Here is a 24405-nt window from a genome sequence, read left to right on the forward strand (position 1 = left end):
GCTCCTCGTCCGGTGTGCGGTTCGTGGTGATCACCCTCGCCACCGGACCTGACACCGGGCTGTCACACCGCTGACGCCAGGCGTCAGGCGGACCAGCCGGTGCGCTCCGCCCACTCCTCGGCCCGCCGGAAGCCGTCGTTGACCCAGCTCTGCTTCGCCTCGGCGTAGCCGTCCACGGTCGCGTGCGCCTTCGCCAGCGACGCCTTCACCTCGGCGTACGCGTCACGCTCGTCCGGGTTCGCCCGCAGCCACGCGGCGAACAGCAGCGCCAGCCGCCAGGCCGGGGTGGCCGTGCTGCGCACGTGCACGTTGACCGGCCGCGCCGGGTCGGCGCCGTAGTGGAACCGCTTCTCCCAGCGCTCGCCGCCGCCCTGGGGGTCGTCCCACCACTCTCCCTCGGCGCGCAGGAAACCCGCGTCGGACAGGACGTCGGCGAACTCGTCGGCCTGCGCGAGCGTCGAGACCGTCACCTGCAGGTCCAGCACGTCCTTCGCGGGCAGCCCGGGCACCGACGTGGACCCGATGTGGTCCACCCGCAACGCGCGCCCCGCGGTCAGCAGCCGCAGCCGGGCCAGCGCGCGGGCGGCCTGCGTCGGCCACGTCCCGTCGTAGGGCACGAGCTTCGGCGGCATCGGCGGGCGCGGGCGGCGCAGCCGGACGTTCTCCTCGAACGGCACCAGCCGCTCGCGCCACAACCGGTCCACCTCGGACAGCACGTCCTCCGCCGCGCCGGAGTTGTCCAGCCACACGTCGGCCACCGCGCGACGCTGCTCGTCACCGGCCTGCGCCTTGATCCGGGCGCGGGCGTCCGCTTCGGACATCCCGCGCAGCTCGGTCAGCCGCCGCACCCGCGTCTCCACCGGCGCGTCCACGATCACCACGAGGTGGTAGTTCGGCGCGTACCCGCCCTCGACGAGCAGCGGCACGTCGTGCAGCACGATCCCGTCCGGCGGCACCTCGGCCATCCGCTCGGCGGTGCGGGCGCCGATCAGGGGGTGCAGGATCCCGTTCAGCAGGCGGCGCGAATCCTCGTCCGCGAACGCCTTCGCCGCCAGGGCGGGGCGGTTCAGCCGGCCGTCCTCGCCCAGGACGTCCGCGCCGAAGGCCTCCACGACCTTGGCGAGCCCCTCGGTGCCCGGTTCCACGACCTCGCGGGCGATCGCGTCGGCGTCCACATGCACGGCGCCGTGCTCCACGAGTCGCGCCGCGACAGTCGACTTCCCCGCACCGATCCCACCGGACAACCCCACCCGCAGCATGGTTCGCATTAGACCAGACGCCACGATCGGGTGTTCTTTACTCCCTGATCGGTCTGTGACCGGAACGAGATCGGTGACACGCCGCCGCGCTACTACGCTTCGGGCCTCTCGTTGCGTACGGTGCGCGGCGGGAAAGGTCGCCCGCACGGAGGAACGATGACGCAGAGCAAGCACACCGGAAGGCACCGGCTCGGCACGCCGGGTCTGGTGCATTGCGTCATGCATCGCCCCGTGGCGCTGGCGCTGGAGGAGTACCGGCGCACCTGGCTGACCGCGCTGCTGATCCCCGCCAAGCACAGCCTCGCCGGCCTGAAGCGCCGGGCGCGCGCCGCGGCGCTCGAGCGCGCCTGGGCGCCGGCCACCACCTGAGCACGGACACGACGCGGCCCCCGGCCTTCCGGACGGGGGCCGCGGGTCGTGCCGGTCAGCCGGTGACGAGCGTGAGCCCGTAGGCGGACAGGATCTCGTTGACGGGCTGGAAGTAGGTCGTCCCGCCGCTGCTGCAGTTGCCGGACCCGCCGGAGGTCACGCCCTGCGCCTGGCTGCCGCTGACCCACGAGCCGCCGGAGTCGCCCGGCTCGGCGCACGCGGTGGTCCTGGTCAGGCCGGAGACGGAGCCCTCGGCGTAGTTGACGGTCTGGTTGGTGGCCTGGATGGTGCCGCAGTGCCAGCCGGTGGTGGAACCGGAGCGGCACACCGACGAGCCGACCGGGGCCGCGGTGTGCCCGGTGACCGTCACGTTCCCGTTGCCGTAACCGTCCACGACGGGCGTGGGTGTCCAGGACGAGGTGGTGCGGACGTAGCTGTAGTCGTTGCCGGGGAACGAAGAGCCCTGGAACGTGCCCATCGCCGAGCCGTCCGGCGCGCTGACCGAGTCGCCCGCGCTGCCGCAGTGGCCGGCCGACACGAACCCGCCCTGCACGGAGAAACCGATGGAGCAGCGCGCGGATCCGTTGATGTAGTAGGCGTCGCCGCCGACGATGTTCCCGGCGAACAGCCGCGGCACGTCGGTGGTCTCCTCGACCTGGACGGGACCGGCGGCGCGGGCCCGGTCGAGGAAGCCCTGGACCGCGGCGCCCTGCGCGCCGCGCACGACGGTCACCACCACGCGGTTGGCCCGCTCGTCGACGTACCAGCCGGTGACCTCGCGCGGGGCGGTGAGGGTGTCGAGGCTCGCCTTGGCCGCGTCCAGCGCCGACTCGGTGTGGGCGACCAGCGCGGTGTCGGCGCCGGTGGCCTCGACGGCGCCGGCGCGGGCGGCGTCGGTGATGCCGACGACCAGCTTGCCGGACGCGGCGTCGTACCAGGCGCCGCCGAACGCGGGACCGGCCGCGGCCTCGGCGGCGGGGGCGACGTTCGCGGCCGCGGCCTCCTGGGCGAGCCGGACGCCGGCCTGCTCGGCGGTGAGCCCGAGGTCCCGTTGCACCGCGCCGAGGAGCGGCGAGGCCGGTGCGGCCCCGGCGGAGTTCACCGTGGCGGCGAGAACCGAGCCGACGGCCAGCGCGGTGAGGCCGATCGTGCGGACGAGGGGTGGTCGCTTCATGGGTGCCTTCCTTCGCTGCCGATGGGGACACGCGCAGTCTGCTGCGGGTCACGACAACTTCACACCCGCCGGAAGTAGGGTTGGAGAATGTCTCACCCGGCCGGCCCCGTCCGTCCGGACTATCCGGCGTAGCGCTCCGCGAGGTCTCGCAGCCCGCGCGCGGCGCGTGCCGCGTCCGCCGCGGACACCGGTGCGCCCGGCGTCCGGCCGAGGAGTTCGACCTGGCCGGCGAGCCGCAGGTGCTCCCGCCGGGCGTGTTCGCGGCAGGCCAGACAGGTGACGCTTTCCGGGCGGGTGGAGGTCATCGCGTAGGGCACGCGGGCGCCGCACCCGGTGGTGACCTCCGCCGGCGCGTCGGCGACGAGGCCGAACGTCGAGGCGACCAGGCCGCGGAGCGCGGAGCCGGCGTGCGCGACGCCCCGCTCGACGTGGATGTGCGGGTCGCCCGTCACGTCAGTTCACGCAGCCGGACAGGTCCGTGCTGGCCGTTTCCGGCGCGATCGTGGACGGGGTGGTCGTGGTCGCGCCTGCCGTCTCCGCGGCCTGCTTCGCCACGCTCGCCGGCGTCGTGGCGGTACTGCCGCCCCGCGTCGCGGCGGCCGGGCCGCCCAGCAGGGCGGTGATGAAGTCGCGCACCTGCACCGGGTCGACCTTCACCGCGTCGCCGTCGTAGGGGGTCTGCAGGCTCAGGCTCTGCACCGGGATGGTGGCGAACGTGATCGACCCCGAGGTCAGGCCGTGCATCTGCTCGGCGAAGGTCAGCACGTCCCAGCCCTGGTCGAGGACCACCGACCGCTGCACCGCGTCGATCAGCCCGGACAGCTTGAGCGGATTGGTGAGCGTCCCGGCGCCGAGCACGACCTGGGCCATCCCGGACAGGAACGCCTGCTGGCGCGCGATCCGGTCCAGGTCGCCGCTGGGCAGACCGTGCCGCTGCCGCACGAACGCCAGCGCCTGCGCCCCGGACAGCGTCTGCTCCCCCGCCGGGAAGTCCGCGCCCGAGTAGCTGTCGTGCACCGCCTGCTTCAGGCACACCGGCACCCCGCCGACGGCGTTGCTCAGCGCGTAGAACCCGGCCAGGTTGACCGCCGCGTAGTGGTTGATCGTCAGTCCGGTGAAGTCCTCGACCGTCTCGATCGCGGTCCTGGCCCCGGCCGCCGACGCCGCGCGCTCCAGCGCGGCCCCGGTCAGGCCCTGCTCGCGCAACGTGTCCAGCGCCGCCTGCTTGCCGTAGGTGTACGCGGAGTTGATCTTGTGCTTGCCGAACCCGCCGGCGATCTGGACGTAGGAGTCGCGCGGGATCGAGATCGCCGACGCGGAACCGCCGCCCGCCGGGATGTGCACCACGATCATCGTGTCGGTGGTGTCGCCGCCGTCCGCGGCGTCCCCGGCGTGCAACTGGTCGAGCACGTCCTGCGGCAGCGGGTTGCCCTGCAGGTCGGTGCGCGAGTCGAGACCGACCAGCAGGATGTTCTGGTCCACCGACAGGCTCGCCCGCCCGGACGGGACCTGCGCGGACGGCGCGATCACGTCCGCGGTGGCCAGCCCGGTGTCCAGGCGGGACAGCTGGGTCCAGGCGAAGCCGGTGCCGCCGAGCACGAGCAGCGACGCCAGCCCGACGGCGGTGTACGCGACCGGGCGCCAACGGTGACCGCGCGCGGGCGCAGCAGTCACTCCCCGTTTGCGCAGCACCCCGGTTCCCCCTCGAAGATCACTCGATCCAGCTAACACCAGGATCCACGAGAAATCTGACAGTTTGCTGTGAAATCCAGGCCGCGGCCGGTGAACTTCTTGTCACGCGAAGAACCGCCCCGGGGAGCGGGGCGGTTCTTCCGTGTTCGGTTGGAGTGAGCGCGGCGGGGTGCCGGAGTTCGCGGGCAGGCTGGGCACGACCCGCCGCGCTCGACCGGCCGGCACGCGAGGGGGAGGGCGGCGCCGGACGGCTGGACTTGTGGACCGGACCGGGGTCAGGAAGCCGCCGTCGAGGTGGTCCCGGCCGAGCGGGCGAGCGCCCAGGACGGCGGACCGCACTGCGGCCGCCACGTGCCCAGGTGCACCCACTGCCGTCCCCAGCTGAACCCGGCGAGCACCACCTGACGGTGGCACCGCGAGCAGGGCTGCGGCGGCGAATCGACCTTCATGACCACCCCTCCGGTGTTCTCGGCTCCGGTCGCGAATACCAGAGTGCCTGGGAAGAGGGGCCGGGGAACCGGGAGTCCTACGCATCTGGGTACGTAGAACCGGGCTACGTACCGTCCCCCGGTGCGGCGCGCTGCTCGGCCAGCCACGCGGCGATCTGGGCGCGTGAGGTGAAGCCCAGCTTGGTCAGGATGTTCTCCACGTGGGTCTCCGCGGTGCGCTGCGCGATGACCAGCCTGCCCGCGATCTGTTTGTTGCTCAGGCCGTCGGCGACCAGCTCGGCGATCTCGCGCTCGCGCCGGGTCAGCCCGCCCGGGCTGCTCTGCCTGCCCCGGCGCGGCGCCCGCGGTCCGCCCGGCTTCTCCGCCAGCGCGTACGCGATCGCCTCGTCGACGTCGAACCCGCTGGTCGCGGCGAACGCGCGGGTGTAGCCGTCGTCGCCGAGCGCGTCGCGGGCCCGCGCTTCGCACTCCTCGTCGAACTGGCGGTACGGGCCGGTCTCGGCGACGCCGGCGCCGCTGATCCGCCACACCGCGCTGGACGCGCCGAGCAGCCCGGCGGCGCGTTCGTGCTCCCCCGCCGCGCCCGCGCACCAGGCCAGCGCGGTCAGCGTGAAGGCCAGCTGGGTGCGGTCGGGCTGCCGCATCGCGATGGCCTCGCGCAGCAGGGCCGACGCCCGGCGGTGGTCGCCCCGCCGCCACGTGTTGATCGCCACCGCCCACAGCGCGTACGCCCGGGACCAGCCGGCCTGGTGTTCCTCGCACTGCGCGAGCGCCGCCTCGGCCACCACCAGGCCCTCGGGGTCGTCGAGGAAGAACAGCGCCGCGGCCAGCAGGATCCGCGTGTTGCACGCCTGCATCTCGTCGCCGGTGCGCAGGAACCCGTCCAGGGCCTGCTCCATCAGTTCGCGGCCGCGGTCGAGCCTGCCGAGGAACATCGAGCCCATGCCGGCGCACTGGGCCCAGCCGGCACGCAGGTTGTCGTCGTCCAGCGCGTCGGCCAGCTCACGCAGCTCGGCGAGCATCGCGCGGGCCGGTTCCTCGTCGCCGATCTGGGCCGCCACGAACGCGGCGCCCTGCAGGGCAAGGGCGTGGGCCGGGGTGTCGCGGGCGACCTCCTGGGCCAGCGACGCCCGCAGCCAGCGGTAGCCCTCGCGGACGTAGCCGCCGGCGAACCAGTAGTCCCACAGCGGTCCGGTGATCTCTGCCGCGCGGCAGGCGCCCTCCGGGCCGCCGGACACGCAGTGCTCCAGCGCGACGCGGATGTTGGGCTGCTCGCGCCGCATCCGCCCGACCCAGTCCAGCTGGTGCGGGCCGAAGCTCTCCGTGTGGTAGCGGCGGGCCAGGCGGGCGCAGTGCTCGACCTGGCGGCCCCGCACGGCGTTCTCGCGGCCGGAGCGCACGAGCTGGACGTGCCCGTACTCGCGGACGGTCTCCAGCATCCCGTACCACGCCGCCCGCCCGAAGGTGCCGTCCCGGCGGACCAGGATGGACTTGTCCACCATGGCGGCGATCAGGTCGAGCACCTCGTCCGGGCCGATCCCGACCGCGGCGCACACCGCCTCGGCGGCCTCCAGGTCGAAGCCGCCGGCGAACACCGACACCGCCGACCACACGGCCTGCTCGGCACGACTGCACAGGTCGTAGCTCCACGCGATCGCCGCCTCCAGCGTCTGCTGGCGGTCCGGCGCCGTCCGGCTGCCGTCGGTGAGCAGCCGGAACCGGTCGTCCAGGCGCTGCAGCAGCTGTTCGACCGAGAGCACCCGCAGCCGGACCGCGGCCAGTTCCAGCGCGAGCGGGATGCCGTCCAGGCGGCGGCAGATGCGGACGATGGTGTCGCGGTTGGACGCGTCGACGGTGAACCCGGGCACCACGGCGGCGGCGCGCTCGGCGAACAACGTCACCGCCTCGACCGCGGGCTCCCCTTCCGAGGGCACCGGCAGCGGCGGCACGACGAGGACCTGTTCGCCGTCGGCGCGCAGCAGCTGGCGGCTGGTGGCCAGCACCCGCACCGACGAGGTGGCCGACAGCAGCTTCGCGACCAGCACCGCGCACGCGTCCAGCACGTGCTCGCAATTGTCCAGCACGAGCAGCACGCGCTGGTCCTCGAGGTACTCGGCGAGCCCGCCCACCTGCGCGCCGGCCTCGTCGGTCAGGCCGAGCGTGGTGGCGATCGTGTGGGCCAGCAGGGCCGGATCCCGCAGCTCGGCCAGCGGCACGAACCACACGCCGTCGGGGAACGCCCGCCGCACGTCGGCGGCCGCGCGCAGGGCCAGCCGGGTCTTGCCGACGCCACCGACCCCGGTCAGCGTGACCAGCCTGGCGGAGGCCAGGAGGCGGCGGGTTTCGGCGAGTTCGCGGCGCCGCCCGACGAAGCTGGTGAGTTCGCTGGGCAGGTTGCCTGCGCCTCGCGAGACGTCGGGCATCCCCCGATTCTAGGCCGGGTTCGCGGTTGATCAGGCGGTTCGGCGGTGGCTCTGCCGCCGCAGCAGGGTCACCAGGTGCGCGTTGACCAGCTCCGGGTGCTCCAGCGGGAAGGCGTGCCCGGCGTCGGGCAGGACGACCAGATCCGCGCCGGGCACCGCCCGCGCGATCGCCTCGCTGTTCTCCGGCGGCGTGACCACGTCGTGTGAGCCGGCCAGCACGAGGCAGTCGACCCGGGTCAGCGCGGCGAGCGCGGCGGTCTTGTCATGCACCCGGAACTGCGGGAAGAAGTCGGCCAGCACGTCCAGCGGCGTCTGCCCGATCTGCTCGACCAGGAATTCGGCGACGTGCGGCGGGACGTCGGAGGCGAACGCGTGCCGGGGCACGACCGCCCCGGTCAGCTCACGCAGCGGTCCGGCCAGGACGGTGGCCCGCTGCAGCAGTGCCAGCGCCCACGGGGTGACCCAGTGCAGCGCGCGCATGCCGTGCCGGGGCAGGCCGAGGCCGCCGAGCACCGGCTCGGCGCTGGTGGCGAGCAGCGCGACGGCGGCGACGCGGGTGCCGAACAGCTCCGGCTCCTGCTCGGCCAGCGCCATGATCGTCATGCCGCCCATCGAGTGCCCGGCGAGGACCACCGGCCCGTGGGGCGTGGTCTGGTCGAGCACCGCGCGCAGGTCGCGGCCGAGCTGGTCGACGGTCGCGTGCGCGGCCGTGCCGCGCTGGGAGCGGCCGTGCCCGCGCTGGTCCCAGGTGACGACCCGGGCGTGGCGGGCGAGCTCGGCGATCTGGAAGCACCAGCTGGCGCTGGACAGGGCGTAGCCGTGGCACAGCACGACCGTCACCGGCGCGGCCGGGTCGCCGAAGACCTCGGTGTGCAGCTCGACGCCGTCGTCGGCGGTGACGGTCCGGGACTGGCCGCGGCCGCGGGTGACCGGGATGGCCGGCCCGGTGCGGGACGCCGGGCCGGCCAGGCCGCCGGTCGCGGCGCGCAGCGCGGTCTTGGTCAGCACCAGCCCGGCCACCAGGCCCAGCTCGACCGCCTTGACCGCTCGCATCGTCACTCCTCCGGGTGCGCAAACCACGACAGACTGACCCTGCCTGGTCGCGGCCAAACCCGGGCACCGGGAAAGTACGTATTTCGGTACGGAGATGTCAGCAGCCGGAATAGCGGTGGGCGGGCAGGCCCCGCACGCCGGGCCGGAGGCGGAACAGGGCCCCGGCTTCGGGCTGCGTGCCTTCCTCGACGCCCTGTCGCGACGTGGTGACGTACAGCTCGGCCAGGTCCGGCCCGCCGAAGGCGCACGCGGTGACCTGGGTGACCGGGAGTTCGGCGCGGGCGACCTGCCCGCCGGCCGGGGTGTAGCAGTGCACCGCGCCGCCGCCCCACAGCGCGACCCAGATGTTGCCCTCCGCGTCGACGGTCAGGCCGTCCGGGGAGCCGGTTCCGTCCGGGATGGTGACCACGGGGCGACGGTGCGTGAGCCCGGCCGCGGCGGTGTAGTCGAAGGCGTCGATCCGGCCCGTGGGCGTGTCGACGTAGTAGGCCGTGCCGCCGTCCGGGCTCCAGGCGAGGCCGTTGGAGATCGTGACCCCGGTGAGCACCGTGGTGACGGCGCCGTCCGGGTCGAGCCGGTACAGGGCGCCCGCGCCCGGCGTCTCGTCGTAGGCCATCGAGCCGCAGTAGAACCGGCCGTCCGGATCGCACCCGCCGTCGTTCATCCGCACCCCGGCGCCGGTCCACACCTCCCCCAGCGGCCGCACCTCGGTCAGCGCGGCGTCGGCGAGGGCGAACCCGCGCTCCAGCGCCAGCACGACCCCGCCCGCGGCGCCCGGCCGCAGCGCCGCCGCGACCGGGCCGACGTGGTGGCGGCGGACCTCCTCGCCGTCGAGTTCCAGCACGTCCCCGGCGAGCATGTCCACCCACCGCACACCCGGCCACTCCGGCGCCCACACCGGCCCTTCGCCGTGCGCCGCCACCGGTTCCGTCACCTGGTCCACTGTGGACACTACGCGTCAGTCCCCCTCGGGCGTCATCCGCCGCACCGCGTCGGTGGTGGTCTCGATCAGCTTCCGCATCGCCCGCGCGGCCGCCGTCGGCCTGCGGGCGCGGACCGCGACGAGCACCGCGTGGTGCAGGGGCAGCGTCGCGGACACCCCGCCGGGCGCGTGCGAGCTGGCCGCCAGGCCGTGGTGCAGGCTCGCCTCCAGCAGCCGGCCCAGCTGCTCGACGAGCTGGTTGCCGCTCGCGCGCAGCAGGGTCAGGTGGAAGGCGAGGTCGGCCTCGACGAACGCGGCGGAGTCCGCGTCGACCCGGCCCGCCTCCTCCGCCATCCGGGCGCAGGCGTTCTCGAGCACGGCGAGCTGCTCGTCCGTCGCGCGCTCGGCGGCCAGCTGCGCGGCGCCGGGCTCGACCATGAGCCGCAGCTCGAGCAGGTCGCGCAGGAAGGCCGCGTCGGAGAGCTGGCCGTGCCAGCTGATCACCTCGCGGTCCATCAGGTTCCACTGCTCGCGCGGCAGCACCCGGGTGCCGAGGCGGGGCCGCGGCTCGACCAGCCCCTTGGCGGCCAGCGCCTTGACCGCCTCGCGCACCCCGCCGCGGCTGACGTTCAGCTGGGCCGCCAGGTCGGCCTCGTTGGGCAGCTGACTACCGTTGGCGAGTTCGCCGGACACGATGCGCCGCCCCAGCCACTCCACGACCTGGCCGTGGAGGGTGCGGTGCCGCCCGAGCGGCCCGCTCTGACTCCTGCTCACGGAGTAATCCTCAAATCATTGATCCATAAAGTCAATGCGCCCATCACACGACAGGGGTTGACTGTATCGACGAATCATCCAATCATTCATGCAGGTTCTTGGTTCGATATCCCAGCTCCCCGACGACGTGGATGGGTGGTCCCCCATGACCGACGACCAGATCAGCCTCACCTCCCGGCGGAGCGCCCTGAAATTCCTCGGGGCAGGCGGCGGAGCCGTGGCCGCCTCGGCCCTGCTGGCGGCCTGCCAAGGCGTCCGCGACAGCCCGGGATCGGGCGGTGGCGGCGCGTTCCCGGACACCCCGGACTGGCGCTTCGTCTTCGTCAACCACGTCACGACCAACTCGTTCTTCGTGCCGACCAGGACCGGGATGGCCGACGCGGCCCGGCTGGTCGGCATCCCCGAGCCACAGTGGACCGGCTCCGCCGACGGCAACGTGTCCGAGATGGCCAACGCGTTCTCCACGGCGGTCAACGGCGGGGTCGACGGCATCGCGATCGCGCTGACCGACAACAACGCGTTCGTCGAGCCGACCAAGCGCGCGTTCGAGCGCGGCATCCCGGTGATCGCCTACAACGCGACCGCCGCGGGCAACCATCCGCTGACCTACGTCGGGCAGGACCTCTACCAGTCCGGTTTCCTGATGGGACAACGCATCGCGCGGGACGTCACGTCCGGGCTCATCCTGGTCGGCATCTCCCAGCCCGGCGGCAACAACGTGCAGCCGCGGCTGGACGGCATCACCGACGCGCTGCGGCAGGCCGCGCCGGGGGTGACTGTGCTGCCGATCAACACCGGCGCGGAGCAGGCCGCCGAGCTCAACGCCATCACCGCCGCCTACGACGGGCACCGGGACGCGAAGGGCGTGTACGCCGTCGACGCGGGCAGCACCGCCTCGATCGCGCAGCTGTTCACCACCCGCGGCCTGCAGGGACAGGTGCGGGCGGGCGGGTACGACACGCTGACCGACACCCTGCGCGGCGTCCAGTCCGGCGCGCTGGACTTCACCATCGACCAGTCGGCCTACCTGCAGGGCTTCCTGTCCGTGCTCTATCTCTACCTCTACCGCGTGTCGGGCACGCTGGTCACACCGCCGTTCACCGACACCGGGCTCACGTTCGTCACCAAGGACAACGTCGGGCCGTACCTGACCGCGGACAGCAAGTTCGAGGGCGGCGCCAAGACGGACCTGGTGCCGATGCCGTCGTCCATCCCGCTCCCGCCGGCGACCGGGCAGGCGCGATGACGAAAGCGCTTCCCGAACGGCCACCGGCCGCGGCCCGCGCGCGTGGCCGCGGCGGGTTCCTGCCCGGCCTGATCCGGGTCAAGGAGCTGAGCATCCTGCTGGTGACGGTCGCCGCGGCGATCTACTTCGCCCTCACCAGCGGGCCCGGGTTCACCACCACGGACAACTACCACACGATCGCCCAGTACGTGGCGCCGTGGGCGATCGTCGCCGCGGGCGAGGTGATGGTGCTGATCTGCGGGCAGATCGACCTCTCCGCCGGGTTCGTGTTCACGCTGTCCCCGTTCGTGCTGGTGCTGTTCCACAACAACGGTTTCCCGCTGCTGCTCGCCGTCATCGGGGCGATCGTGGTCAGCGGCGCCATCGGGATGGTGAACGGGCTGATCCACACGGTCTTCGGCCTGTCCTCGTTCATCACCACCCTCGGCATGGCGTTCCTGTTGTGGGGCCTGTCGCTGGTCATCTCCGGCGGCTCCCCGGTGAGCGCGCCGGCCGACGGCTGGGTGATGGACGTCTTCGGCGCGTGGGGCTGGTCGGAGTTCGTATGGGCGGTCGTGGTCGTGGTGGTCATGCAGGTCGTGCTGTCCACCACCCGGTTCGGCATCGCCACGCAGGCCACCGGCGGCAACCCGGTCGGGGCGGCCGAAGCAGGCATCCGCACCAACCGGATCAAGGTGGTCAACTTCGCGATCGTCGGCGCGCTGGCCGGGCTCGCCGGCATCCTGCAGGGCACCCGGGTCGGCTCCTACGACCCGACCAACGGCGGGTTCAACGTGATGTTCTACGCCGTGGCGGCGGCGGTGATCGGCGGGACCGCGCTGCTCGGCGGGTCCGGCACGGTGGTCGGGGCGTTCCTCGGCGCGCTGCTGCTCGGGCTCGTCTACGACGGGTTCAACCTGACCGGCATCAGCGCCAACGCGTTCTACCTGGTGCTCGGGGTCGCGATCCTGGTCGCGGCGCTGCTCAACGTGTACGTGTCGGTGATGCGCAAACGGCTCGGATCGAGGGGGCGGCCGTGACCGAGGTGGTGCGGGCCGAGCACATCGGCAAGCGGTTCGGGCCGGTGCGGGCGCTGTCGGACGTCAGCCTGCACGTGTCGGCGGGCGAGGTCCTCGGCCTGATCGGCGACAACGGCGCGGGCAAGTCCACGCTGATCAAGATCCTGACCGGTTACCACCAGCCGGACAGCGGGCGGCTGCTGTTCGAGGGGCGGCCGGTGCAGCTGAAGTCGGTGACGCACGCCCGGTCGCTGGGGATCGAAACGGTCTTCCAGGACCTGGCGATGGTGAACGACCTGCCGGTGTACCTGAACCTGCACCTCAACAAGGAACTGGTGCACCGGCCGCTGCCGTTCCTGAAGCGGCGGGAGATGAAGCGGCGCGCGCGGGAGGCGCTGGACGAGATCGGCATCAGCATCCCCTCGGTGACCGCCGAGGTCGGTCAGCTCTCCGGCGGGCAGCGGCAGGCGATCGCGGTGGCCCGCTCGGTGTTCACCCGCAACACCAAGCTGCTGCTGCTCGACGAGCCGCTGGCCGCGATGGGCGCCAAGGAGGGCGGGCTGATCCTGCGGCTGCTCGCCCAGCTCAAACAACGCGGCGACCTCGCGATCATCCTGATCGCGCACAACTACAGCCAGGTCGTGGACGTGTGCGACCGGGTCAACCTGCTCCAGCACGGCGAGATCACGTTCGACAAACCGTCCCGGGACACCTCGGTGGCCGAGCTGCTCGAGCTCGTGCACGCCGAGTACCGGCTCCAGCAGTGACCGAGGAGAGCCCTCATGCGAAAGCTCGTTCCGATCGCCTGCGCCACAATCCTGTCCGCGGCGGTAGGGTTGCCCGCCGTGACCTCCTCCGCCGCCCCGCGGCCCACGGCTCCCGCGATCTCCAAGGAAGCGTTCGGCAGCGTCGGCGGCCAGTCCGTCGAGCGGTACACGCTGACCAGCGGCAACGGGATGCGGGTGCGGATCCTGACCTACGGCGGCACCATCCAGACGCTGGAGGCGCCCGACAAGCGCGGGCGGACCGCGAACCTCGTGCTCGGGTTCCCGACCCTGGCCGACTATGTGGCGAAGAACAGCCCGGCCGAAGGCGGCGGACCGTACTTCGGCTCGCTGATCGGCCGCTACGCCAACCGGATCGCCGGTGGCCGGTTCACCCTGGACGGGGTCGAGTACCAGGTGCCGGTCAACAACAACGGCAACAGCCTGCACGGCGGCACGGCCGGGTTCGACGACAAGGTGTGGTCCGCCGCCGAGGTGCGCGAGCCGGGCAAGGCCGGGCTGCTGCTGAGCCTGGTCAGCCCCGACGGCGACCAGGGCTACCCAGGCACCCTGACCACGACCGTGACGTACACAGTGGACAGCCACAACCGGCTCACCATCGACTACCGCGCCACCACCGACAAGCCGACCGTGGTGAACCTGACCAACCACACGTACTGGAACCTGGCGGGCGAGTCCTCCGGCGACATCTACGACCAGACCCTGCGCATCGACGCCGACCGCTACACCCCCACCGACGCGACCCAGATCCCGACCGGCGAACTGGCCCCGGTGGCAGGCACCCCGTTCGACTTCCGCCGCCCGGTGCCGATCGGCGCCCGCATCGCCGACAACGACCCGCAGCTGCTGATCGGCCAGGGCTACGACCACAACTGGGCGCTGAACTCCTCCGGACGCCTCGCGCAAGCGGCCCGTGCCGCGGACCCGGCGAGCGGCCGCGTGCTCACCGTCTACACCACCGAGCCGGGGATCCAGTTCTACTCGGGCAACTTCCTGACCGGCACGCTCGTCGGCACCGGCGGGAAGGCCTACCGGCAGAGCTACGGGTTCGCGCTGGAGACGCAGCACTTCCCGGATTCGCCCAACCAGCCCGGATTCCCGAGCACCGTGCTGCGGCCCGGAGAGGTGTACCACACCACGACCGTCTTCGCCCTGAGCGCGGAGTGAGCCGGATAGGCTCCGGGGCATGGACGCCCGCGAATTCGCCGACGACTGGGCCAAGGCCTGGAACGCACACGACCTCGACGCGCTGCTGGCGCACTTCACCGACGACGTCGTGTTCACCTCACCGGTCGCCGCGCAGCTGACCGGCACCGCGGTGATCCGCGGCAAGGACGCACTGCGCGCCTACTGGAGCGAAGGCCTGCGCCGCATCCCGGACCTGCGCTTCGAGGTGGTCGGCGTGTACTCCGGTGTGGACACCGTGGTCATCAACTACCGCAACCAGAAGGGCGGCCTGGTCAACGAGGTGCTGCACTTCGACGGCCCACTGGTCCGCGAAGGCCACGGAACCTACCTCGGCGACGACACCAACCCGGCCGGAGCGAAGGACTGACGTTGACAACGTGACGCGGCGGTGCCGGCCACTCCGGCGGCACCGCCGCTTCAGGTGCGCACGGCGACCACCGCGAGCGTGGTGAACGTCTTCGTGAACGCACCGCCGAGGTCGTCGATCGCCGCGCCGACCGCGGTCAGGATTTCCGCCTGCGCGGCGGCGGGCAGGCGGGTCAGGCCGCCGGTCGTCGGGAGCAGGTCCAGCCACTCCGCGCGGGTGTAGGTGCGTTCCCAGTCGAACCGCCAGTGCTCCGGTTCGGCGAACGCCCCGGTCTGCCGGAAGGATTCGGCGAACCGCTCGAAGCCGGCGCGGTAGGCCGCCACCGCGTCGCCGCCCGGTTGCCCGGCGAACGGCGAATCGGGCACCACCCGGCGGAACACCTCGGCGAACGCCTCCGCCACCGCGGGCGGCGGTTCGAAGACATGCGCGAACACCGCCAGCGGCCCGCCCGGCCGCAGCACCGCCGCCGCCTTCGCCGCGCCCGCCTCCGGCGCCACCCAGTGCCACGCCTGCCCCGCCACCACCGCGTCGAACTCGCGGCCTGCCGGATCCCAGTCCTCGAAGGTCGCGACCTCGACGTCGATCCCGCCGCGGCGCGCGAACTCCGCCATCCGCGGATCCGGGTCGACCCCGAGCACGCGGCAGCCCGCCGCCCGGAACTGCCGGGCCTCGATGCCGGTGCCGCAGCCGACGTCCAGGACCACCGGCCCGTGGTGCGAGGCGTCCCCGAACGCGGAACTCTCCCCGTTGAGCGTGGAACTCGCGGGGCTGAGTGCGGCGATGCGCTTGATCAGCGCGTCCGGGTAGGGCGGCCGGGCGCGGTCGTAGCGGCTCGCGTCGATCCCGAATGATTCGGCCATTTCTCGGGCCTCGTACGAAGTGGGCATGCGCCCACCTTAGTGGGCAAGCGCCCACAACGGCAAGGAGGACAATGGGCGCATGCCAACCGGGGTGCACATCCGCGACGCGCGCCAGCAGCTGTTCGACGCCGCCGAGCGCGTTCTGCTCCGCGACGGCGCGGCCGCGCTCACCAGCCGCGCCGTCACCACCGAAGCGGGCGTCGCCAAGGGCGTGCTGCACCGGCACTTCACCGACTTCGACGCCTTCCTCGCCGAGCTCGTCCAGGACCGCGTACGCCGCATCGGGGACCACAGCGCCATCCTGCGCGCGTCGGCGGGCACCGGCACCGTCACCGGCAACCTCACCGCGGCCCTGACCGAGCTGTTCGACCCGGTCGCCGTCGGCATCGTCGGGCTCGTCGTCTTCCGCGACGAGCTGCGAGCCCGGCTCGGGCGCGGCATCCCGGTCCTCGCCGACGCGGCGGCCATGCTCGCCGGTTACCTGACCGAGGAACGCGCGCAGGGCCGCATCGCCGCCGACGCCGACGTGGACTCGCTCGCACTCGTCCTGATCGGCGCCGGCCACCTGCTCTTCGCCGACCGCGCGCACCGCCCGGCGGCCGGGGAGGTCGGCCGGGTCGTGGAGACCGTCGTCGCGGACGTCGTGCAGCGCCGCCTGCTCTGACTCACCGGCTCAGCCGCCGCACCGCGATCCCGGCGCCGAGGATCAGCACCAGCACGGTGAACGACCACCCGCGCTTCTCCTCGGTCCGCTCCTGTGTGGACACCTGCGCCACCGGCTTCTTCGTGGTCACCGGACGACGCTTGGTGGTGGACGGCGGTGGCGGCGGGACCGTCGGCGGCGCCGGGCGCGGCGTGGTCACCGGTCGCGGCGGCGGGTCCGGCACCGAAGGAGGCGGCGGCGCGGGCACGAGCGGAGCCACTGCCGGAGGTGGTGGGGGCGGCGGCGGAGCAGGAGGTGGCGGCGGCGGGGGCGGCAGCGGGGGCGCCCGCAGGCACCCGGCACTGTCCGAACCGGACAGCGGCGCCCCGGCGGACACCTCGGTGACCGGCTCGGAGCCGTCCCGGGCGACCCGGAACGTGCGGCTGCGGCCGGCGCTGCGGTTCGCCGTGACGTACAGCGTCTCCCCCGCCAGCACGACCGAGCCGTACGCGGTCGCCGGCGGCAGCACCGGCCCGGGAACCGGGTGCGTCCACCCCGACACCGGGTCGATCCGCACGACCCGCCCGCTGAACGGGAACGTGCTCGTCACCCCGTAGAGCGCGCCCCCGGCGAAGTCGAAGTCGTCGATGCCGGACGTGAACGGCGCAGGCCACAGGCCGACACCGCGCACCGCCGAGAGGTACCCGTCACCGCCCGGGTCGATGTCGATCACGTACAGGTCGTCGTCCCGCAGGACGTACCAGCGGTCGCCGAACACCGCGCCCGCGGTGGCCCGGTCCAGCCCGCGGCGGTCCGTCGTCCGCACCGGGCCGAGCCGGGTCAGCTCGCCGTCCCGGCCCACGGCCACCGCCGTGCCGTCGCGGGTCAGGCCGTACACCCGGTCCTGGGCGCGCGCGTAGCCGAGGGCGTTGACCTGCACGCCGAGCGCGGTCCGGCTCTCCACCGCCCCGGACGGCATCCGCACCAGCTCCACAGTGGACGGTCCGCCCGGAGCCGTGTTGACGACCCGCAGGACCGTGCAGGCGGTGGCGGGGGCCGCCCCGGCGGCCGGCGTGACCGGCAGCAGCGACGCCGCCAGGACGCCCGCGGCCGCCAGCGCCCGGGCCGGGCGCCGCACCCTCACCGCAGCCGCTCGATCGCCTGGCTGAACGCGTCCGGGCCCACCTTCGACCCGCCCGCGAACGGGTTCTGCATCTGGAAGATCGCGAAGAGCAGCAGGGTCGTCGCCGCGGCGAGGGTGGACACGATCACGACGTGGGTGAGCGACTTCGTGCCGCCGAACAGGTTGGGCAGCAGCACGAAGATCACGCTCCCACCGATCAGCACGAACCACACCACCATGCCGACGTTGTTGTCCTGCACCGCGTTGAGCCGGGCCTGCCGTTCCTTGAACACGTCCAGCAGCGAGTCGGCGACCTCGGTCTTGCGGCTGGTCAGCCAGTCGTCGTCGCCGGGCACGTCGGCGGTGTCCACCACCGCGCGCATCCGGTCCAGCTGGTCCCAGCCCTCCTCGGGCAGCACGCCGCCGTCCCGCATGCGCGGCCACTCGCGGTTCACCACCGTGTCCGCGTAGCCCGCGGCCAGCTCGCGGATCTCCGTGCGTGCCGGCTCGGGCAGCGCGTCGGCCGCCCACGAGGCGGCGACCAGGCTCTGCGACTCCTCGTAGGAGGAGTCCCGCACGGTGCTCGCCGCGTCGAACAGCGAGATCAGCACGAACGCGATCACCGCGGCGTGCAGGCCGCCGACGATGGTGAACGCCTGGCCGGCCGCGTCGTTGTTGTCCGGCCTGCCCTCGTCCAGACCGTAACGGCGGACCAGGTAAGCGATGAGCGCACCGAGCCCGACGGCGCCCACCACCCACAGCGAACCGGCCACGTAGACATTCATCGGCTGTGCCTCCCGAACGGGAAAAGGACGTCGGCTCACGCTAGGCGCGGCCGGATGACGGCGGCAAGTTTGGTTCCGCTCTTTCAACCCGACGGAATAGGACGGATTATTACCGGTCACTTGTTCGGAGCAGCCGGCGCGTATTCCGCGAATTTACCGGCCTTGTTGTCCCGCGGCCAACGCGCGGCCGGACGCGCGGCTGGGCCGACCGGGCGAGTTCCGGTCACCGGACGTCACTCCACCTCGGACTTCACGGTGGTTTCCGTTAACAGACAACGGTAGAACGTCCCGGTTGCCCTACCCGGACCACGGTGTTCCCAGAGTCCGGGAAGTTTCAGCCCGTTCGGAGCAGTGGACCGGAAATGCCGGGAGCACGCTGCCGAGCGGGTCACGCCGTCCGGACCGGCCCGGTTGGGCGGCCCGGGTGATCACCGTCCATTCCGGTCTACCGTGAGTTTGCCGGAACCGCCGAACGTGTGCTTTTCCGGAAATTGCCATCACGCCGCGCCACGGACGAGTGACTGTACGGGTCCGCGACGCCGGTGCTAACGTCGCTTCCGCCGGCCGAGAAAACAAGGCGCCAGTTCGCCGGATCATCAATTTCCAATTCGCGGATCAAGTTTTCGACGATGGGTGGTATTTGCCGTGACTGTGACCGATCCCGCCGTGCCCGCCCTGGACAGCGGCAGCCAGCAGCAGAGCCTGAGCACCCGGGCCGCGCGGAACCTGGCGACCACGACCAAGTCCGTCCCGCAGATGCAGGCCATCACGTCGCGGTGGCTGTTGCGCCTGCTGCCCTGGGTGGAGGCCTCCGGCGGCGCCTACCGGGTCAACCGGCGGCTGTCCTATGCGGTCGGCGACGGGCGCGTGACGTTCGTGACGACCGCGGGGAACATCGAGGTCATCCCCGCCGAGCTTGGTGAGCTGCCGATCCTGCGCGGCTTCGACGACCAGGAGGTGCTCGCCGCGCTCGCGAGCCGGTTCGAGCAGCGCGAGTACGAGCCCGGCGACGTGATCGTCGAGTTCGGCAGCGCCTCCGACCAGGCCTTCCTCATCGCGCACGGCAAGGTCAGCAAGGTCGGCCCCGGCGAGTACGGCGACTTCACCAACCTCGGCGTGCTGGCCAACGGCGACCACTTCGGCGACGACTCGCTGCTGGACGACTCGAGCATCTGGGAGTACACGGTCAAGGCCGTCACCTCCTGCACGGTGCTGGTGCTCGAACAGCGCGGCTTCGACGAGCTGGTCGAGCAGTCCGCGGCGCTGCGCGAGCAGATCGAGCTGTTCCGCGCCCGGAAACTGTCCAGTGGCAACGAATACGGCGAGGCCAGCATCGAGCTGTCCTCCGGGCACGAAGGCGAGCCGGAGCTGCCCGGCACGTTCGTCGACTACGAGATGTCTCCGCGCGAGTACGAGCTGAGCGTCGCCCAGACCGTCCTGCGCGTGCACAGCCGCGTCGCCGACCTCTACAACCAGCCGATGAACCAGACCGAACAGCAGCTGCGGCTGACCATCGAGGCGCTGCGCGAGCGGCAGGAGTCCGAACTGCTGAACAACAAGGACTTCGGCCTGCTCCACAACGCCGACGTCAAGCAACGCCTGCACACCCGCACCGGCCCGCCGACGCCGGACGACATGGACGAGCTGCTCGGCGCGGTGTGGAAGGAGCCGGCGTTCTTCCTGGCGCACCCGAAGACGATCGCGGCGTTCGGGCGCGAGTGCAACACGCGCGGGATCTACCCGGCCGGCGTGGAGTTCAACGGGCATCACGTGCCGTCCTGGCGCGGCGTGCCGATCCTGCCGTCGAACAAGATCCCGGTGTCGGAGACCCGCACCAGCTCGATCCTGCTGATGCGCGTCGGCGAGCAGAACCAGGGCGTGATCGGCCTGCACCAGACCGGTCTGCCGGACGAGGTCGAGCCCGGCCTGTCGGTGCGGTTCATGGGCATCAACGAGAAGGCGATCATCTCCTACCTGGTGTCGGCGTACTTCTCGGCGGCCGTGCTGGTGCCGGACGCGCTGGCGGTGCTGGAGAAGGTGGAGATCGGCCGCGAGAGCTGACCCGCGGAAGCCACGAGCGAACGAGGGGTGGTTGGGTCCGTTGACCGTAACCCTGCAGACCTTCCAGCACACCGAAACCCGGCTGAGCCTGGGCACGGCGGCGGCCCGCAAACTGGCCAGCACCACCAAGTCCGTGCCGCAGAACCAGGCGGTCACCAGCCGGTGGCTGCTGAGCCTGCTGCCGTGGGAGGAGACCGAAGCGGGCACCTACCGGGTCAACCGTCGGCTGACGTGCGTCGCCGGGCAGGGCCGGGTGGCGTTCACCGTCGAGGCGGGCCGCGTCCGGGTGGTGCCGGCCAGCCTGGCCGAACTGCCGTTGTTCCGCGGTTTCGGCGACCAGCTCGTCCTGACCGCGCTGGCCGACCGGTTCGAGCAGCGCGAGTACCGGGCCGGGGAAACGATCGTCACCGCGGGCGCGCCGACCGGCGAGGCGCTGCTCGTCGCGCACGGCAAGGTGACCAAGGTCGGCCGCGGCGACTACGGCGACCCGGTGACGCTCGGGGTGCTCGCCGACGGCGACTACCTCGGGCAGCAGGTGCTCGCCGAGTCGCCGGAGCGGTGGGCGTACGGCGTCCGGGCGGAGACGCCGGTGACCGTGCTCGCCCTGCCGCAGCGGGAAGTGCTGGCTTTGCTGGACACCTCCCCGGAGCTTCGGTCGCATGTGGACGGGCTGCGGCGGAGTTCGCAGCTGGCGCAGAACAAGCACGGCGAGGCGAACATCGAGCTGGCGTCCGGGCACACCGGCGAACCCGCGCTGCCGGCCACGTTCGTCGACTACGACCTCAGCCCCCGCGAGTACGAACTCGGGGTGGCGCAGACGGTCCTGCGGGTGCACACCCGCGTGGCCGACCTCTACAACCAGCCGATGGACCAGACGCAGCAGCAGTTGCGGGTGACGCTGGAGGCGCTGCGCGAGCGGCAGGAGTCCGAGCTGCTCAACAACGCCGAGTTCGGCTTGCTCAACAACGTCGATCTCAGCCAGCGCCTGCACACCCGCACCGGGCCGCCCACCCCGGACGACCTGGACGAGCTGTTGTGCCGCCGCCGCAAGACGAAGCTGTTCCTGGCGCACCCCAAGGCGATCGCGGCGTTCGGGCGGCAGTGCTCGGCGCGCGGGATCGCGACGGAGCGCACCGAAGTGGACGGTCATGTGGTGTCCACCTGGCGCGGGGTGCCGATCTTTCCCAGCGACAAGATCCCGGTGTCGCGGACCGGGACGACGTCGATCCTCGCGATGCGGACCGGTGTGGACAGCCAGGGCGTGATCGGGCTGCGCCAGACCGGGCTGCCGGACGAGGTCGAGCCCGGCGTGACCGTGCGGTTCATGGGGATCGACCCGCGCGCCATCGTGTCCTACCTCGTCACGGCGTACTTCTCGGTCGCGGTGCTGGTGCCGGACGCGCTGGGCGTGCTCGAGCACGTGGAGGTCGGACGGTGACGGAGACGGTGGCCGGGGCACGGACGGCGCGGGACCTCCTGGCGTGGAGCCGCGGATGCGTGGACCCGGCGTTGCGGGCGGCGGTGGCGCGGCTGCCGGAGTCGATGCGGCCGCTGGTCGCCTACCACTTCGGGTGGGCGGACGAGACGGGCGCGCCGGCGAGCGGGGGCGGCGGCAAGGCGGTGCGGCCGGCGCTGGTGCTGGCGGCGGCGCGGGCGGTCGGCGAGTGGGGGCCGGCGCTGCCCGGCGCGGTCGCCGTCGAGCTGGTGCACAACTTCTCGCTGCTGCACGACGACGTCATGGACGGCGACGAGACGCGGCGGCACCGGCCGACGGTGTGGAAGCTGTTCGGCCCGGGGCCGGCGATCCTGGCCGGGGACAGCCTGCTGGTCGCGGCGTCGGACGTGCTGGCGGCGAGCGGTCACCCGGCGGCGCGGGAGGCGTTGCGGATGCTCGGTGCGGCGGTGCAGGACCTGATCGAGGGCCAGGGCGCGGACCTGGCGTTCGAGCAGCGTGCCGACGTCGGGCTGGACGAGTGCCGTCTGATGGCGGAGGGCAAGACCGGGGCGGTGCTGGGGTGCGCGTGCGCGCTGGGCGGGTTGCTCGGCGGCGGCTCGTCCGAGCAGGTCGCGCACCTGCGGCGGTTCGGGGAGGCGGCCGGGCTGGCGTTCCAGATGGTCGACGACCTGCTCGGGATCTGGGGCGACCCGGCGGCGACCGGGAAGCCGGTGTTCTCGGACCTGCGCAACCGGAAGAAGTCGCTGCCGGTGGTGGCGGCGCTGACGTCGGGGACCGAGGCAGGCCGGGAGCTGGCGTCGCTGTACGCGGCACCGGGTGAGCCGGCCGGGGTGGACCTGGTGCGGGCCGCGCGGCTGGTCGACCAGGCCGGTGGCCGGGAGTGGACCCGCACCGAGGCGGCGGCGCTGCTGGAGCGGGCTCGGGAGCACCTGAAAGCCGCGGTGCCGGACCCGCGAGGCGCCGCGGAGCTGGAGGCGCTGGCGGCGCTGCTCGCGGACCGGGACAGATAACCGGCGGCGGTGGCCGGAATCGGCGGCGCGCCGGCGGGCCGCGTCCCGGGCACCCGTGAAGCGGGCCGCGCCCGGGCCGAACACTGGCCGGGCGCGGCCATCCCTGCAGGCGAACTTCGCGGGGTGGGAAGGGCCGCCAGGCCGGGACCGGCCGCCCAATCAAGGGCGGGCCCGCTGCACTCGGCCGCGTGGTGCCACGCCCGCAGAGCGGGCGGCATGGCCAAGGCCGGCCCGCAGCGTGAGGCGGGACCCGGCACCGCATCGGGCAGGCCGGTTCCACCCCACGGCGCGGGCCGCCATCCGCAGAGCCTGGCCACCCGCCAGAACCCACCCCGCAGAGCGGGGTCACCCCCGAGGCCCTCGCCGGCAGAGCGCACAGCACGCATCCCACCTGGAACGGGAGAAAACCATGTCGTTCACCGCAGCGCAGAGCATCCTCGCCGCGCATCATCCGGGCCGGCCGGCTCCCGGGGAGGTCCTCGTCGCCGACGAGTTGCTCTGGGCGGACCGCCCGTCGGTCCGCTGTCCCGGCGCGGGGCTGCTCGAAGGCGAGCTCCGGCGCCGCGGGATCGCCACCGCCCGCGGGCCCCTCTACGTCGACACCGACCACGCCGCCGCGGTCGCCCTGCGTGCCGTGCTCCCCGCGGCCCGCGGGCCGGCCGGGCTGGGCGTCGCCGCCACCGGGCAGGCCTCCTCCACACTCGCGGCCGCCGTGAGCGCCGCGATGGCCTCGGTGCTCGCCGTCGCCGGGCGGCCCCGCTCGGTGCTGCTCGCCGCGCCGCGATCGTTCTGCGCGGGCGTCGAACGGGCCATCGAGATCGTCGAACGCCTCCTCGCCCAGCGCGGCGGTCCGATCTATGTGCGCAAGGAGATCGTGCACAACCGCCACGTCGTCGGCGACCTCCGCGCGCGGGGCGCGGTGTTCGTCGACGAACTGGACGCCGTGCCGCGGGGAGGGACCGTCGTGTTCTCCGCGCATGGCGTCTCCCCCGCCGTGCGCGCCGAGGCGGACCGCCGCCGTCTCAAGGTCGTCGACGCCACCTGCCCACTCGTCACCAAGGTGCACGCCGAGGCGCGCCGCTTCGCCGGGCAGGGCGACACCGTCCTGCTGATCGGGCACGCCGGGCACGAGGAGGTCGAGGGCACCCTCGGCGAGGCGCCCGAGCGGACCGTGCTCGTGCAGTCGGTCGAGGAGGCCCGCCGGGTGCGGGTGCCGGACCCGGACCGCGTCACCTACCTGACCCAGACCACTCTCAGCGTCGACGAGACCGCCGACGTGCTCGCCGAGCTGCGACGGCGCTTCCCCGCGTTGCGCGGCCCGGCCTCCGATGACATCTGCTACGCCACCACCAACCGGCAGGACGCGCTGCGCTCGGTCGCCAGGGACAGCGACCTGGTGCTGGTGGTGGGGTCGCGGAACTCGTCGAACTCGCTGCGCCTCGTCGAACTCGCCGAGCGGGCGGGCACGCCGGCCCACCTGATCGACGACGCGCGGGACGTGCGGCCCGAATGGCTGTCCGGGGTGGAGCGGATCGGGCTCACCGCGGGCGCGTCGGCGCCGCCGGGGCTGGTCGACTCCGTGGTCGCCGCGCTCGGCGGCCTCGGCCCGCTCACCGTCGGCGAACGGGAGACCACCCGCGAGACCATCCACTTCACGCTGCCGACGGCCGTGCGGAGGAAGCCTTGACCGCGGTGCCGCTGGGCATGCCGCAGGTGCCCGCGCCGCGCCGGAACTCCCGTCAGGTGATGGTCGGCGACGTGCCCGTCG

At 72.9% G+C, this 24405-nt stretch carries 23 protein-coding genes; 11 read left to right on the forward strand and 12 right to left on the reverse strand.

Annotated elements, in window-relative coordinates:
* Positions 1 to 83 precede the first annotated feature (83 nt).
* Positions 84 to 1259, reverse strand: a complete 1176-nt coding sequence (gene coaE, locus AMYTH_RS0113700; protein WP_027930801.1) for a dephospho-CoA kinase — start codon at positions 1257 to 1259, stop codon at positions 84 to 86.
* A 156-nt stretch (positions 1260 to 1415) separates the two neighbouring features.
* On the opposite strand from coaE, the gene AMYTH_RS0113705 reads away from it, so the two are divergent.
* A complete protein-coding gene (locus tag AMYTH_RS0113705) occupies positions 1416 to 1628 on the forward strand; it encodes a hypothetical protein (RefSeq protein WP_017981917.1) in 213 nt (70 codons plus the stop codon).
* Positions 1629 to 1683: 55 nt separating this feature from the next.
* Here AMYTH_RS0113705 and AMYTH_RS0113710 read toward each other — a convergent pair whose 3' ends face one another.
* The 8 genes from AMYTH_RS0113710 to AMYTH_RS0113745 all read right to left on the reverse strand — a co-directional run bounded on the left by AMYTH_RS0113710 (position 1684) and on the right by AMYTH_RS0113745 (position 10115).
* Complete coding sequence (locus AMYTH_RS0113710; protein ID WP_027930802.1) at positions 1684 to 2802, reverse strand: S1 family peptidase; 1119 nt, start codon at positions 2800 to 2802, stop codon at positions 1684 to 1686.
* Between the two features lie 119 nt (positions 2803 to 2921).
* Positions 2922 to 3254: a hypothetical protein gene (locus AMYTH_RS0113715; protein WP_027930803.1), complete on the reverse strand. Its 333-nt coding sequence runs from the start codon at positions 3252 to 3254 to the stop codon at positions 2922 to 2924.
* A 1-nt stretch (position 3255) separates the two neighbouring features.
* On the reverse strand, positions 3256 to 4476 hold the full coding sequence (locus AMYTH_RS0113720) for an LCP family protein (RefSeq protein ID WP_027930804.1): 1221 nt from the start codon (positions 4474 to 4476) through the stop codon (positions 3256 to 3258).
* Positions 4477 to 4769: 293 nt separating this feature from the next.
* Complete coding sequence (locus tag AMYTH_RS48850; protein ID WP_017981913.1) at positions 4770 to 4943, reverse strand: hypothetical protein; 174 nt, start codon at positions 4941 to 4943, stop codon at positions 4770 to 4772.
* A 104-nt stretch (positions 4944 to 5047) separates the two neighbouring features.
* Positions 5048 to 7366 carry an ATP-binding protein gene (locus AMYTH_RS0113730; RefSeq protein ID WP_027930805.1) on the reverse strand — a complete coding sequence of 773 codons (2319 nt, stop codon included), beginning with the start codon at positions 7364 to 7366 and terminating at the stop codon, positions 5048 to 5050.
* 30 nt (positions 7367 to 7396) lie between these two features.
* Positions 7397 to 8419: an alpha/beta fold hydrolase gene (locus tag AMYTH_RS0113735; protein ID WP_037322528.1), complete on the reverse strand. Its 1023-nt coding sequence runs from the start codon at positions 8417 to 8419 to the stop codon at positions 7397 to 7399.
* 97 nt (positions 8420 to 8516) lie between these two features.
* A complete protein-coding gene (locus AMYTH_RS0113740; protein WP_027930807.1) occupies positions 8517 to 9362 on the reverse strand; it encodes an SMP-30/gluconolactonase/LRE family protein in 846 nt (281 codons plus the stop codon).
* 15 nt (positions 9363 to 9377) lie between these two features.
* Positions 9378 to 10115, reverse strand: a complete 738-nt coding sequence (locus AMYTH_RS0113745) for a FadR/GntR family transcriptional regulator (protein ID WP_027930808.1) — start codon at positions 10113 to 10115, stop codon at positions 9378 to 9380.
* 145 nt (positions 10116 to 10260) lie between these two features.
* On the opposite strand from AMYTH_RS0113745, the gene AMYTH_RS0113750 reads away from it, so the two are divergent.
* From AMYTH_RS0113750 to AMYTH_RS0113770, 5 genes are read left to right on the forward strand one after another with little or no spacing between them, the layout of a single operon-like run.
* The gene (locus AMYTH_RS0113750; RefSeq protein WP_051362661.1) at positions 10261 to 11361 is read left to right on the forward strand and encodes a substrate-binding domain-containing protein; all 1101 of its coding nucleotides are present in this window, start codon (positions 10261 to 10263) and stop codon (positions 11359 to 11361) included.
* A complete protein-coding gene (locus AMYTH_RS0113755) occupies positions 11358 to 12380 on the forward strand; it encodes an ABC transporter permease (RefSeq protein ID WP_051362662.1) in 1023 nt (340 codons plus the stop codon). Before AMYTH_RS0113750 ends, AMYTH_RS0113755 begins: the two co-directional genes overlap by 4 nt.
* On the forward strand, positions 12377 to 13126 hold the full coding sequence (locus AMYTH_RS0113760; RefSeq protein WP_051362663.1) for an ATP-binding cassette domain-containing protein: 750 nt from the start codon (positions 12377 to 12379) through the stop codon (positions 13124 to 13126). The genes AMYTH_RS0113755 and AMYTH_RS0113760 overlap by 4 nt, the downstream gene beginning before the upstream one ends.
* 15 nt (positions 13127 to 13141) lie before the next feature.
* Positions 13142 to 14311: an aldose epimerase family protein gene (locus tag AMYTH_RS0113765; RefSeq protein WP_228684743.1), complete on the forward strand. Its 1170-nt coding sequence runs from the start codon at positions 13142 to 13144 to the stop codon at positions 14309 to 14311.
* Between the two features lie 19 nt (positions 14312 to 14330).
* A complete protein-coding gene (locus AMYTH_RS0113770; RefSeq protein ID WP_027930812.1) occupies positions 14331 to 14699 on the forward strand; it encodes a nuclear transport factor 2 family protein in 369 nt (122 codons plus the stop codon).
* Positions 14700 to 14749: 50 nt separating this feature from the next.
* Here AMYTH_RS0113770 and AMYTH_RS0113775 read toward each other — a convergent pair whose 3' ends face one another.
* Entirely contained in the window at positions 14750 to 15559 is an 810-nt protein-coding gene (locus AMYTH_RS0113775; protein WP_027930813.1) for a class I SAM-dependent methyltransferase, read from the reverse strand.
* A 79-nt stretch (positions 15560 to 15638) separates the two neighbouring features.
* Here AMYTH_RS0113775 and AMYTH_RS0113780 point away from each other — a divergent pair, with 79 nt between their 5' ends.
* Complete coding sequence (locus AMYTH_RS0113780; protein ID WP_027930814.1) at positions 15639 to 16223, forward strand: TetR/AcrR family transcriptional regulator; 585 nt, start codon at positions 15639 to 15641, stop codon at positions 16221 to 16223.
* A 1-nt stretch (position 16224) separates the two neighbouring features.
* Here AMYTH_RS0113780 and AMYTH_RS49925 read toward each other — a convergent pair whose 3' ends face one another.
* On the reverse strand, positions 16225 to 17346 hold the full coding sequence (locus AMYTH_RS49925) for a DUF6923 family protein (protein ID WP_027930815.1): 1122 nt from the start codon (positions 17344 to 17346) through the stop codon (positions 16225 to 16227).
* Positions 17343 to 18110 carry a bestrophin-like domain gene (locus AMYTH_RS0113790; protein WP_027930816.1) on the reverse strand — a complete coding sequence of 256 codons (768 nt, stop codon included), beginning with the start codon at positions 18108 to 18110 and terminating at the stop codon, positions 17343 to 17345. Before AMYTH_RS0113790 ends, AMYTH_RS49925 begins: the two co-directional genes overlap by 4 nt.
* 645 nt (positions 18111 to 18755) lie before the next feature.
* Here AMYTH_RS0113790 and AMYTH_RS0113795 point away from each other — a divergent pair.
* The 4 genes from AMYTH_RS0113795 (at position 18756) to AMYTH_RS0113810 (ending at position 24324) form a co-directional block, all read left to right on the forward strand.
* Positions 18756 to 20171 (forward strand): family 2B encapsulin nanocompartment shell protein, encoded by a 1416-nt coding sequence (locus AMYTH_RS0113795; protein WP_027930817.1) that lies wholly within the window; start codon positions 18756 to 18758, stop codon positions 20169 to 20171.
* 40 nt (positions 20172 to 20211) lie between these two features.
* Positions 20212 to 21609, forward strand: a complete 1398-nt coding sequence (locus tag AMYTH_RS0113800) for a family 2B encapsulin nanocompartment shell protein (protein ID WP_027930818.1) — start codon at positions 20212 to 20214, stop codon at positions 21607 to 21609.
* On the forward strand, positions 21606 to 22637 hold the full coding sequence (locus tag AMYTH_RS0113805) for a family 2 encapsulin nanocompartment cargo protein polyprenyl transferase (protein ID WP_027930819.1): 1032 nt from the start codon (positions 21606 to 21608) through the stop codon (positions 22635 to 22637). The genes AMYTH_RS0113800 and AMYTH_RS0113805 overlap by 4 nt, the downstream gene beginning before the upstream one ends.
* A gap of 409 nt (positions 22638 to 23046) precedes the next feature.
* Positions 23047 to 24324: a 4-hydroxy-3-methylbut-2-enyl diphosphate reductase gene (locus AMYTH_RS0113810; protein ID WP_084022582.1), complete on the forward strand. Its 1278-nt coding sequence runs from the start codon at positions 23047 to 23049 to the stop codon at positions 24322 to 24324.
* The last annotated feature ends 81 nt before the right edge of the window (positions 24325 to 24405 follow it).

Origin of the sequence: Amycolatopsis thermoflava N1165 (assembly GCF_000473265.1) — a bacterium.
Lineage (GTDB): Bacteria > Actinomycetota > Actinomycetes > Mycobacteriales > Pseudonocardiaceae > Amycolatopsis_E > Amycolatopsis_E thermoflava.